Annotated in this window: 8 protein-coding genes; 6 read left to right on the forward strand and 2 right to left on the reverse strand. The window is 47.2% G+C overall.

Features of this window, described 5'->3' with window-relative positions:
* The first annotated feature begins 96 nt into the window (after nucleotides 1–96).
* From guaB to VJY99_RS03455, 3 genes are all read left to right on the forward strand, one after another.
* Nucleotides 97–1,563, forward strand: a complete 1,467-nt coding sequence (gene guaB / locus VJY99_RS03445; RefSeq protein ID WP_324116362.1) for an IMP dehydrogenase — start codon at nucleotides 97–99, stop codon at nucleotides 1,561–1,563.
* A 177-nt stretch (nucleotides 1,564–1,740) separates the two neighbouring features.
* A complete protein-coding gene (gene guaA, locus VJY99_RS03450) occupies nucleotides 1,741–3,318 on the forward strand; it encodes a glutamine-hydrolyzing GMP synthase (RefSeq protein WP_324116364.1) in 1,578 nt (525 codons plus the stop codon).
* 241 nt (nucleotides 3,319–3,559) lie between these two features.
* Nucleotides 3,560–4,894 carry a sensor domain-containing protein gene (locus VJY99_RS03455; RefSeq protein ID WP_324116366.1) on the forward strand — a complete coding sequence of 445 codons (1,335 nt, stop codon included), beginning with the start codon at nucleotides 3,560–3,562 and terminating at the stop codon, nucleotides 4,892–4,894.
* 127 nt (nucleotides 4,895–5,021) lie between these two features.
* Here VJY99_RS03455 and VJY99_RS03460 read toward each other — a convergent pair whose 3' ends face one another.
* A complete protein-coding gene (locus tag VJY99_RS03460; RefSeq protein ID WP_324116367.1) occupies nucleotides 5,022–5,924 on the reverse strand; it encodes a manganese-dependent inorganic pyrophosphatase in 903 nt (300 codons plus the stop codon).
* Between the two features lie 194 nt (nucleotides 5,925–6,118).
* Nucleotides 6,119–6,289, reverse strand: a complete 171-nt coding sequence (locus tag VJY99_RS03465; RefSeq protein ID WP_083963314.1) for a YfgG family protein — start codon at nucleotides 6,287–6,289, stop codon at nucleotides 6,119–6,121.
* A gap of 364 nt (nucleotides 6,290–6,653) precedes the next feature.
* On the opposite strand from VJY99_RS03465, the gene VJY99_RS03470 reads away from it, so the two are divergent.
* The 3 genes from VJY99_RS03470 (at nucleotide 6,654) to VJY99_RS03480 (ending at nucleotide 12,214) form a co-directional block, all read left to right on the forward strand.
* On the forward strand, nucleotides 6,654–8,891 hold the full coding sequence (locus tag VJY99_RS03470; protein ID WP_324116371.1) for a sensor domain-containing phosphodiesterase: 2,238 nt from the start codon (nucleotides 6,654–6,656) through the stop codon (nucleotides 8,889–8,891).
* 285 nt (nucleotides 8,892–9,176) lie between these two features.
* The gene (locus VJY99_RS03475; RefSeq protein WP_324116373.1) at nucleotides 9,177–10,439 is read left to right on the forward strand and encodes an oligosaccharide MFS transporter; all 1,263 of its coding nucleotides are present in this window, start codon (nucleotides 9,177–9,179) and stop codon (nucleotides 10,437–10,439) included.
* The gene (locus VJY99_RS03480; protein WP_324116375.1) at nucleotides 10,439–12,214 is read left to right on the forward strand and encodes a hypothetical protein; all 1,776 of its coding nucleotides are present in this window, start codon (nucleotides 10,439–10,441) and stop codon (nucleotides 12,212–12,214) included. Before VJY99_RS03475 ends, VJY99_RS03480 begins: the two co-directional genes overlap by 1 nt.
* The last annotated feature ends 57 nt before the right edge of the window (nucleotides 12,215–12,271 follow it).

Consider the following 12,271-nt stretch of genomic DNA (forward strand, 5'->3'; position numbering starts at 1 on the left):
TTTTCTTAAAAAAGTGTGGATGCAATCGATTCCGCTCTGTATAATGCCGCGGCAATATTTTGTCTGTTCTCATTCACCCCAGGTTGAGATATTGCCATGCTACGAATCGCTAAAGAAGCACTGACGTTTGATGACGTTCTCCTCGTTCCAGCTCACTCTACAGTTCTGCCTAACACGGCTGATCTCAGCACCCAACTGACCAAAACTATTCGTTTGAATATCCCTATGCTCTCCGCAGCAATGGATACCGTAACGGAAGCCCGTCTGGCCATCGCATTGGCTCAGGAAGGTGGACTTGGTTTCATTCACAAAAATATGTCGATTGAGCGTCAGGCTGAAGAAGTCAGACACGTGAAAAAGCACGAAAGTGGCGTTGTGACTGACCCACAGACCGTACTGCCGACCACCACTCTGCACGAAGTTAAACAACTGACCGCCCGTAACGGTTTTGCCGGTTACCCTGTTGTGACCGAAGAAAACGAGCTGGTGGGTATCATCACGGGTCGCGACGTGCGTTTTGTTACCGACCTGAACCAACCTGTTAGCGTGTACATGACCCCGAAAGAGCGTCTTGTTACCGTTAAAGAAGGCGAAGCACGTGATGTAGTGCTGTCCAAAATGCACGAAAAACGTGTTGAGAAGGCGCTGGTTGTCGACAGCAGTTTCCATCTGCGCGGCATGATCACCGTAAAAGACTTCCAGAAAGCAGAACGTAAACCTAACGCCTGTAAAGACGACCAGGGCCGTTTACGTGTTGGAGCAGCAGTTGGCGCAGGTGCAGGCAACGAAGAGCGTATCGACGCTCTGGTAGCTGCTGGCGTCGACGTTTTACTGATTGACTCCTCCCATGGTCATTCCGAAGGCGTTCTACAACGTATTCGTGAGACTCGTGCTAAATATCCTGACCTGCAAATCATTGGCGGTAACGTGGCAACGGCCTCTGGTGCACGTGCACTGGCTGACGCTGGCGTAAGCGCTGTGAAAGTCGGTATCGGTCCTGGCTCCATCTGTACGACTCGTATCGTCACTGGCGTAGGTGTTCCACAAATCACCGCCGTGGCTGATGCGGTTGAAGCGCTGGAAGGCACCGGTATTCCTGTTATCGCTGACGGTGGCATCCGCTTCTCAGGTGACATCGCAAAAGCTATCGCTGCGGGTGCATCTGCCGTGATGGTTGGCGGTATGCTGGCAGGGACTGAAGAATCTCCTGGTGAAATCGAACTCTACCAGGGCCGTTCTTTCAAATCTTACCGTGGTATGGGTTCTCTGGGTGCGATGTCCAAAGGTTCTTCTGATCGTTACTTCCAGACTGACAATGCAGCCGACAAACTGGTACCGGAAGGTATCGAAGGTCGCGTGGCTTACAAAGGTCATCTGAAGGAGATCGTTCACCAGCAAATGGGCGGCCTGCGTTCCTGTATGGGTCTGACCGGCTGTGGTACCATTGACGAGTTGCGTACTAAAGCGGAATTTGTACGTATTAGCGGTGCTGGCATTCAGGAAAGTCACGTTCACGATGTGACGATTACTAAAGAGTCGCCGAACTACCGCATGGGTTCCTGATTACTCGTCATACTTCAAGTTGCAGATGCGTTGGCTGCACTCGTTCACCCCAGTCACATAGTTATCTATGTTGCTGGGGATTTGCGAGTTTGCCGCCTTTCTGCGCCTCGAATTATTTAGAGTAATCCATCAGATGATTGACTTTCTCTGTTTCACTTTTCCTTGGAATTAGAATCAATGACGGAAAATATCCATAAACATCGCATACTTATCCTCGATTTCGGCTCTCAGTACACTCAACTGGTTGCGCGCCGTGTGCGTGAGCTGGGCGTTTACTGTGAGCTGTGGGCATGGGATGTCACTGAAGCACAGATTCGTGATTTCAATCCAAGCGGTATCATTCTTTCTGGTGGACCGGAAAGTACTACTGAGAACAACAGCCCACGCGCGCCTGAATATGTCTTTACTGCAGGTGTGCCAGTATTTGGTGTGTGCTACGGCATGCAGACCATGGCGATGCAGCTCGGCGGCCACGTAGAAGGCTCCAACGAACGTGAGTTCGGTTACGCGCAAGTTGAAGTGAAAACTGACAGCGCGCTGGTTCGTGGCATCGAAGATTCTCTGAGTGCCGACGGCAAACCGTTGCTTGATGTCTGGATGAGTCATGGCGATAAAGTCACTGCGATCCCATCTGACTTCGTTACCGTTGCCAGCACTGAAACGTGCCCGTTCGCAATTATGGCAAACGAAGAAAAACGTTTTTATGGCGTGCAGTTCCACCCGGAAGTGACCCACACCCGTCAGGGCCAGCGTTTGTTGGAGCGTTTTGTGCTTGATATCTGCGGCTGTGAAGCGCTGTGGACATCTGCAAAAATCATTGAAGATGCAATTGTTCGTCTGCGTGAACAAGTGGGCAACGACAAAGTCATTCTTGGCCTGTCTGGTGGTGTGGATTCCTCCGTTACCGCCATGCTGCTGCACCGCGCGATTGGCGACCGTCTGACCTGTGTATTCGTTGATAACGGTCTGTTGCGTTTGAACGAAGCTCAGCAAGTTATGGATATGTTTGGCGACCATTTCGGCCTGAACATTATTCACGTTGAAGGCGAGGAGCGTTTCCTGTCCGCACTGGCGGGCGAGAACGAACCAGAAGCGAAACGTAAAATCATTGGCCGCGTGTTTGTTGAAGTGTTCGATGAAGAAGCACTGAAACTGGAAGACGTGAAGTGGCTGGCGCAGGGCACCATTTACCCTGACGTTATCGAATCTGCGGCTTCTGCTACCGGTAAAGCACACGTCATCAAATCTCACCACAACGTGGGCGGCTTGCCGAAAGAGATGAAGATGGGTCTGGTTGAACCGCTGCGTGAGCTGTTCAAAGACGAAGTGCGCAAGATTGGTCTGGAATTGGGCTTGCCATACGACATGCTGTACCGTCACCCGTTCCCGGGTCCAGGTCTTGGCGTGCGCGTGTTGGGCGAAGTGAAGAAAGAGTATTGCGACCTGCTGCGTCGTGCCGATGCCATCTTTATTGAAGAGCTGCATAAAGCTGATCTCTACAACAAAGTCAGCCAGGCGTTCACTGTGTTCCTGCCAGTACGTTCTGTTGGCGTGATGGGCGATGGCCGTAAATACGATTGGGTGGTTTCACTGCGTGCTGTGGAAACCATCGACTTTATGACCGCGCATTGGGCTCACCTGCCATACGATTTCCTTGGCCGTGTATCCAACCGCATCATCAACGAAGTTAACGGTATTTCCCGTGTGGTTTACGATATTTCTGGCAAACCGCCAGCAACTATCGAGTGGGAATGATTTAACGTCTGGCAATAGCTTGCACGTATAAGCAGTAAAACACCTTTAAGCCCGCGTAATTGCGGGCTTTTTTACGTCTATCAGATAGCAAATAGCCGTTTTTAGCTATTTTCCATGGTATGTTCAGTTGCACCTGTATTATCTTTAACTTGGCGCCAAACGATGCAGTGCTAATGGGTGGCGGATATTTATCGTAAACGTAGTCGTACTCACTCTTATATTCAGGCCTGATAATTTCTCTATGGAATCGAATCCCCACGCGCCGTTGGCCAGTTTGATTGATCTGATGATGGATGCTGTTTTTGCAGTTGATGCCCATGCCAATATCGTTTTTGCGAGCGCATCATGCGAACGTATTTTCGGCTATACGCCGAAAGAAATGATCGGCAAAAACATGTTTGACATCATGCTGCCTGAAGATCGGGAAGTCACCCGAAACTCGGTGGTGGAAATCATGTCTGGCAATCCTCAGTTTCATTTTGAGAACCGTTACGTTCACAAAAATGGACACGTCGTCAACATCATGTGGACAGCTCGCTGGTCACCTGCCGATCAATTGCGCATTGGTGTTGCCCGTGATATTACCGAACGCAAACGATCCGAATCGTTGCAGTCTGCGCTTTATGCCATTTCTGAAGCCGCACATACCGCCGAAGATTTGCTCAAGTTATTCCAGCGCATTCATGAGATCGTCGGCACGCTGCTTCCCGTCGATAATTTTTCGGTTACGCTCTACGACGATGAAACCGGCGAACTCAGCTTCCCTTATCATGTGGATCAGTTTCTGCAGAGGCCAGACCCCTTCACCCTGATCCCAGGTACGTTCTACGCAGAGATTATTCATACCGGTCAACCGCTGCTGCTCACGCCTGAGACGAAGGTTGCCCACCTGGAAGAATTACGGGTCTCTTTTGGCATGAATCCACTCTGTTGGCTGGGAGTTCCGCTCAAGTCGCATAAGGGCACGATTGGCGTGCTTATGGTCAAAAGTTACCCGGGCGGGGTGTGCTACAACGAACAGGATCAGGAGTTACTGCAGTTCGTTTCGACTCAGATTGCGACGGTCATTGAGCGCCAGCAAATGCAGGCCCGGATGCAGTATATGGCGCAGTATGATCAACTGACTGACCTCCCGAACCGTGGTTTTTTGCATGACCGCCTGAAAGCCGCGATCTCAACAGCGCGTCGGCAGCAAGGTCAGTTGTCCCTGTTGTACATTGATCTCGACAAATTTAAACAGGTTAACGATACGCTGGGCCATGGTATTGGGGATTTACTGCTGCAAGGGACTGCTGCGCGCCTGAAGTTGTGTGTGCGCGAATCGGACACCGTTGCACGTATCGGTGGCGATGAGTTTGTGGTTTTGCTCCAGGGAGTTTCATTACCCGAGCACGCTCAGGTGGTAGAAAAAATCCGTAACGCTTTCAATCTTCCTTTTACCCTGGAAGGCCACCGTTTAACCATCTCCCCCAGTATCGGGATTGCACTCTATCCGGAGCATGGTAAAGACGAGCGTCAGCTTCTCGAATATGCCGACAAAGCCATGTATTTAGCCAAACACGGCAAAGAGCAATGACAAAGTTTGCGCATAGTGGATCTCATTCATGCGTGACGATAACGGCGCGTCCCTGCGCCATATTTCGTCGATATTGTCATAGGTAAGTGACAGGCCGGGCGGTCACCTCGCTACTAAGTGCAAATTTTTATGATGCAATTGGGTTGAGTCGGGTGTGCAACCAGGGAAGAAGCTGTTTTTTTCGACTTAACATTCCGGCGATGGTGCAGGGCGTGTTATCAGCAAATGCAGGGCCAGCAAAATAGAGCCTTGAGCACTCAGTGCTGATATCGGTAAGCATCAAAACAACCAATCCAGCACCCGATGTGGTGACCCGTTTTTCCATCGCTAATATAAGCTCGTCGATAAGCGGTTCAGCCTGGGTAAGAGAATATAATTCGAGTTGTGCAACCAACACCTTATTCCCCGAAATATCAAACATTTTACTGTCTTTATTAAGTAACTCTTCCGCGCTCAAACCTACAATATCCGTCTTGGCAGTCAGCAAATCTCGAATGAAATCTTCACGCTCCACTTTTGCCAGAGTGCACAGTTCATCAACGGCCTGATGGTCGTCGTCAGTCGTGGTCGGTGAGCGAAGTGCTACGGTATCACTCAACACTGCAGCCAATAGCAAAATGGCTTCACTAGGGGAAACCTCACGGCGAAAGGTTGGGGTCATCAACTGCCATAACAATGTCGCACTGCTGCCGACGGGTTTTATCCAAACTTCCGGAGGGAGTTGAGTTATCAGGCCGCCAAGACGGTGGTGGTCGATAATCCCGACAACATTGCTTTCATTAAGTGAGGCAGGCCCCTGAGCGGGTTCACTGAAATCAACCAGCCAGACATCTTTGCCAGCAAGAGAATAATCAAGCAGTGGAGGTGGCGTCAGGCCTGCATGGCGGAAAATATAATCAGTTTCTCTGTTTAACTCACCGAGGCGAAACGCATGGGCATCTTGCCCTTTAAGCGTAAGCCAACGTGCAGTCATGTAGGCAGTACAGACGGTATCGCTGTCGGGATTGAGATGGCCAAAGACATGTATCATTTAAACTCTCCTGGTCACAAATTTATTCTATGCGCTTTAAGACTTGTCGTTTGAGTATAGGATGACATCAGCAGTCATAACCCTCTTCCTGAAGCGGTAAACACCAGGTACAAGTTAACGAATCACTGTGTTTGGGCGTGCAGAATCGACCACCTGTCAGGCGGTTGGAATATAAATTGTTTTGAGGTGAGGCGTTACCGGCTAGTGTTGTCCACTGACAGGCTGTTTTGCTGTGTTTCTACTTTGTCCTGATGATGGTACCAGGCACCGATGGCTGAGTAGACAAAACGGCCAAAAAGGAAGAGAAAGCTAATGAGTAGAATAATGCGCGTCATACGATTGTTAAACTTATGTCGTCTTCGCATACTCGTAACCTGTGTCACGCAAATGATCCTTGATGTTTGCCCGTCAAACGCGGGCGACGGTGATATTTATACACAGCGTTGCCCGAAGGTCAAATCCTGGACATCTCAGAGTGGTTCACGGAACCATTCACCCTTGTATATAAACACTTTTTAATAGTAGTTGATGAGTAAGTATCCAGTCTTATTTTTAACGGTTGACTAAAGAAATTAAAACTCCCGCTAAAAATTGATTTAGGTCATATGTATAAGCCAAGCTCTAACTAGAATCTGCACTCTATTCCATAGCGATATGGTTTCATCGGTCGGGCTGGATTCCTGTTCGAAACTTACCCACGCGGGATGGCAGGGTCTTTGGCGATAACGAATGTATTTTGCAAGCTGGTATAAAAAATTTAAGAATAAATGGTGGGCGCTTCCTTTGGTGCTCCCGAGCATTCTACTTCCCATTGCTACGTGGTGTAACGCCTATACCATCATGGACGGTGGGCGGGTATTCCTGGTCTTCATGCCGCTTGGTTTGATGACTGCATTGATGTTGGTTTTCTCTTGGTCAGCACTGCCAGGAATTGTTCTTGCCTTATTAATCGGGTTTAGCCCATTAAAAAGTGAGTTCTCCCCGTTAATGGCGGTCATTCAATTTTTAATTCCCATCACGATTAGCTGGGGCGGTTACCGTATTTTTGTTCCCCGGCGTCATTCGATTATGTTCGGTGCCATTTCGCTTACTGCGCAACGCATGGTTTGGTTGGTATTAGTTAATACTTTGATATTTTGGGCTATTTACCATTTGGGTGTTTTCTTTGGCTGGTACCAGGATGTGATCAGTAACAGCATAGAAAACCTGTTCCATGCGCGGACGTTAATTAACTTTCAGGCGGTACTCATCGGTTGTTTAACCGGAACGCCATTCTTTTATACCCTCATCCGTATGTGCCGTAACCCGCGTTTTGTTTTCTCGTTTATTTCGCGGTTGAAAGCACAGATGCAGTCGGGGGTGACGAAAACTGAGATGGCACTTTGGGGCGCACTTGTCGTCCTTTTGGTTAGCTTGCTGTTAGTGCCAGATAATGATTCCAGCACCATTTTCACTACCGATTACACGCTCACGCTCATCTTGCCGCTGATGTTGTGGGGGGCGATGCGCTTTGGTTTCCTGTTTATCACCACAACCTGGACGGTTATCTTAACTATCCTGTGTAGTGGTTTTCATAACTATTTGCCGCCTTACATGGGCTTCCAGCTCCACCTGGCGATCGCTTCATCTAGTTACGCCGTGTTCTCCATTACCATTTACCTGATGGCGGTTGTCACCACGCGCCAGCGCATTTTGCATAGAAAAGCGAGTCGGGTCGCTTTTATTGACCCCATTGTACAAATGCCGAATTTGCGGGCGCTTAACCGGGATTTATCCAGCCATCCCTCATCGGCGTTAGCTTTTTTGCGCGTGCCGGAACTGGAGCTTTTGGGGCGAAACTACGGGGTGCAACTTCGTATTCAATATAAGCAGCAGCTCAATGATTATCTGCAACCTATGTTGGCTGAGAACGAAGAGGTTTATCACCTGTCAGGCCATGAAGTGGCGGTGCGCGTAAATTATGATGCGTACCATGAGCGCATAGAAACTCTTGACCTGCGTGTGAAACAGTTCCGCTTTATGTGGGACGGCATGGCGATGCAGCCACAGGTGGGCATCAGTTATTGCCATATTCGCCAACCTGTCACCCACATTTACTACCTGCTAGGCGAGCTCAGTACTATGGCTGACTTGTCGCTCTCGACCTCAAAACCCGAAAGCTTGCAGCAGCAGGGCTCAAACCACGTGCAGAACGCGGTGAGAAATAAAGTGGCAATGATGAACCGTTTGCAGATTGCTATCGATACCGGGAATTTCGTGCTGATGGCGCAGCGTATCGAGGGGATCCGTGGCGATACTTATCATGAAATTTTGCTGCGTATGAAGGGGGATAAAGAAGGGGATAACCTGGTTATGCCTGACGCATTTTTGCCGGTTGCACACGAATTTGGCTTATCTTCTAAAATTGATAAATGGGTACTAGAAGCCACGTTAAAATTCATGGATAACCATCGTGAACAACTCCCAGGCAGCCGTTTTTCAATTAACCTGACACCGGCTTCTGTAGGGCGTTTGCAGTTTGCAGGCGACGTGAAACGTTTGTTGAAATGCTATAACGTTGAACCCTGGCAACTTATTTTTGAAGTCACAGAAAGCAACTCATTAACCAATATTGAGCAAGCCAATGTGACGCTGACCGCATTACAAAATTTGGGATGCAGGGTGGCTATTGACGATTTTGGTAAGGGTTATGCCAGCTATGCGCGTCTGAAAGATATAAGCGCGGACATCCTCAAAATAGACGGTGGTTTTATTCGTAATATACTGACCAGCAGCCTGGACTATCAGATTGTGGATTCTATCTGCCAGTTGGCTAGGGTGAAAAAGATGCAGCTGGTGGCGGAGTGTGTTGAAAGCGAACAGATCAAAGCCGCAGGGCAAAGTCTGGGGATCGATTATGTTCAGGGCTATTTGATAGGACACCCGCGATTACTTGAAACACTCCCTGAGCAGACAAATGAGGCATGATAAACACCCACGCCCCGATGGGTGTAGCCAAATAGCTGGCGAATTTTTTCTTATCATGTGCTAAATATTCGCGATTTTTGTCTATTTACTTACTTTTTATTCCACTTCTTTGTTTGTGAAAATAGCAATATATTTAAGTTTTTGTTAAAGGAAATTAAGTTTTTCATGCCTATAGACTAAACGCATGATGCTTTTTGACCTTCTTTTTTATTATGTGATCTGCTGGGCTTTTTTAGCGAACCCCTTCACCTATTGTCCTCGCCACACAAAAAATTGGGGTGAGTTATGTCATCGAAAAAAAATGTCACCAGTGATCGAAGAAAAATTTATATCATCCTCAGCCTTTTTATTCTTGTTTATTTCTTTTCATGGAAAGCCACGCTGGACACTTACACCTTCTGGCTTTCTGAAAAAATCGGACTGGATAGTGTAATTATTGGTGTGGTTTTTTCTATTAATGGGCTATGTGCGGTTATCATAAAACCAGTTTATGGTTTTTTAATTGATCGGCTAGGGGTGAAAAAACATCTTTTGTTTTTTATCTCCATCATATCAATGTCCATCTTCCCTTTTTTCTTTTACGTCTATAAACCGTTGTTACAAAGTTATATGTATGCAGGGATTATTGCTGGGGCGATATTTTTGAGCATGGGCTATTATGCCGGTTGTGCAGCAGCGGAGTCCTATCTGGACCGATTTGGTCGCCTGTTTGATTTAGAGTTTGGGCAGATAAGAATGTGGGGGGCCATAGGTTCTGTACTTTCCGCAGCCAGTACGGGCTATATTTTTAATATCAACCCAATGATCAATTTCGCCCTGAGTTCTTGCGGTGCAATACTGATCTTTATTATTGTTGCTAGCTTGAAAATTGAAGTCAGCGATGAAGTGAAAGAACGCGTTGTGGGGAAAGACAAAGCAACCGTACAAGATATTTTCCATCTGTTTCACCAGCGGGAATTCTGGAGCTTTGTGCTCTTTGTTTGTGGCGTAGTGTGGATACTCTTCGTGGCTGAGCAGCAATATCCTCGTTACTTTATTACCTTTTACCACAGCAAAGACGTTGGTCACCAGATGTTTGGCTATTTGGGCGCGGCAGGGTTGGGTATGGAATTCATCTTTATGATGATTGCTCCCGCCATTGTTAACCGTATTGGCCCAAAATACGGGTTGTTAATCACCGGTTTCGTTGTCGCTGCAAGATTTATTGGCTCTGGTCTGGCAACCACTGCAATCACTATCGGGCTTATTAAGCTGGCATGGGGTATTGAAATGTCCTTTTTGCTGGTATCTGTGTTCAAATATCTGGAAATAAACTTCGATAAAAAAGTCAATGGAAGTATGTATTTACTGGGGTATCAGAGTGTGAATTATGTGGGAACTGTTATTCTCTCTCCACTTGCAGGGTATTTATATGAACATATTGGCTTTGCGCACACCTATTTGTTAATGGGCTGTACTGTATTATTCTTTACGTTGATTTCATCTGTAACATTAAGCAATAAAAAACAAATAACACAACCGTTAACAACTGTGAGTGAGTTGGGATAATGAAAATGTATCACAGCAATATTATCAACAGTATGATCGATAAATTAAAATATGTCGTAGATTGTGTTGGGAGGCAGGATTGCCTATTTAATACGGAATTAAAATGGGATGCTGATCCGTTCTTTAGTGGGAAACTTGCACTGGCTATTGCTATCATTTTAACAGAAGAGAGTTCCCTGGATTTACGTCTCCGGCAAAAATATGTGGTATTGCTGCATAAAACACTACAACAACCTTGCGAAAGTTGGGGGCGTTATTATTACTTACTGGCGCTTTGGAAATTGCAGCAACAGAATCAATTGAGTACTGTTTTTTCCGCTAGCATTCTGGAGGGGCTTGAGAAGAAACTTAACTGGAACGAAATGGTAGTGGAACCTGAGTATATTCTCGCTGAGTCGTTCCCGACTAATTTTTATGGTGTGGCGTTTAGCATTGCCCGGCTTCGTTTCTTATTGGGTTGGGAGAGTGAAATACATGCCCAAGCGATTTTACAACGTCTGATTGCGCATTATAGCCTTTATTCATCGGAGGGGTTTGCTGATGAAACGGAGGGGCACGGGCGTTTTGACCGTTATAGTATTTTGCTAGTGGCTGAAATTTGCCAGCGCCATCTTGAAACAGGGATGCCAGTAACTGATTCGCTTATTGAGCCACTTAAACATAGCGTAAATTTAGTCCTGCAATTACTTAATACCCAGGGCGTGGGGTTTACCTGGGGGCGATCTATTGGTGCTTATGGCGATAGTGCATTTATTGAAATTCTTGTTGTTGCGCTACAACTGGGGCTGTTAACTCCCGAACAGCAACAGGCTGCACAGGCTTTCACTTGTGCTTGCTCTGAGCGTTTCGATTCTTTCTGGTTTGATGCAGAACAGCGTAGTGTCAATTTATGGTTTCGTGGTCGTAAAACTGACAACTACCGGGGGACACACCGTATTGCCGGGGAAAATATTACGCTGCTATATCAGCATATCTATGTGCATCAGCTGTGGAGAAATATTGTCGGAGAGGTTAAGCCATTAAACACCAATCTCCCTGGCTATTGTGCATCGCTTCCGGCAGTGCAACATATCTATTTTCAACAAGGTACCAGGCCTCGAAGTATTTTTATTTTGCGGGATAAGTCACGGCTATTCACACTTCCGCTCATCAATGGTGATAAACATTACCATTCGTCATCCCCTTATTTTCCTCTACCTTTTTCGCCAGGGCTTTTTTCGGGGGTAGCGGATGGTACTTTGCCGTATTGGATACCCTGTTTACATACAGAGGATGGGCGTTTGCTGATGCCGTTGGTTTTCTTCCAGAACCCAGAATACCACCACACTACGGATGGACTGGAGATCACTTTCTACACTCAGCAAATGAACTGTGTTGGTCGGCAAACGGAACAGGGATTGGTCTGGTTAACGGAACCAGAACAAGCCTCTAAATACCGCTGTATGACGCGTTATCGTTTCAGTGCAGGAAAACTTGAACGTGAAGACACACTATTTTTACCCGGTTCAGGTACCACAAAATTGACGCTTTTTGGGGCAACATTTGCTTGCTCAACTCACCAGATTATTGATGAGCATTGTGCACAGCTAAACTATGAGGAGGGAGCCTTAAACCAACTGACTCTTCAGGGTTACACATCGTGCCAAAGCCAGCATTATCAAGAAGACTCTCAGTGGTGTACGCCAACAGGGGCCTGGCAAGAAGCCATCACCGCTGATGTGGTATTGCCTACACAAACCCAGCAGAAAACAGTCAGTTGGACCATAGAGTATTGATGTTTGTGCATTAAAAAGATGTTACAGACCAAATACCCTCACGGGTATTTGGTCATG

The sequence above is a fragment of the Buttiauxella sp. genome (genome assembly GCF_035271705.1).
Lineage (GTDB): Bacteria > Pseudomonadota > Gammaproteobacteria > Enterobacterales > Enterobacteriaceae > Buttiauxella.

Excerpts from the sequence above, each read along its gene's own strand:
- guaB (WP_324116362.1), top strand. The coding sequence starts at position 97 with ATGCTACGAATCGCTAAAGAAGCACTGACGTTTGATGACGTTCTCCTC.
- guaA (WP_324116364.1), top strand. The coding sequence starts at position 1,741 with ATGACGGAAAATATCCATAAACATCGCATACTTATCCTCGATTTCGGC.
- VJY99_RS03455 (WP_324116366.1), top strand. The coding sequence starts at position 3,560 with ATGGAATCGAATCCCCACGCGCCGTTGGCCAGTTTGATTGATCTGATG.
- VJY99_RS03460 (WP_324116367.1), bottom strand. The coding sequence starts at position 5,924 with ATGATACATGTCTTTGGCCATCTCAATCCCGACAGCGATACCGTCTGT.
- VJY99_RS03465 (WP_083963314.1), bottom strand. The coding sequence starts at position 6,289 with ATGCGAAGACGACATAAGTTTAACAATCGTATGACGCGCATTATTCTA.
- VJY99_RS03470 (WP_324116371.1), top strand. The coding sequence starts at position 6,654 with ATGTATTTTGCAAGCTGGTATAAAAAATTTAAGAATAAATGGTGGGCG.
- VJY99_RS03475 (WP_324116373.1), top strand. The coding sequence starts at position 9,177 with ATGTCATCGAAAAAAAATGTCACCAGTGATCGAAGAAAAATTTATATC.
- VJY99_RS03480 (WP_324116375.1), top strand. The coding sequence starts at position 10,439 with ATGAAAATGTATCACAGCAATATTATCAACAGTATGATCGATAAATTA.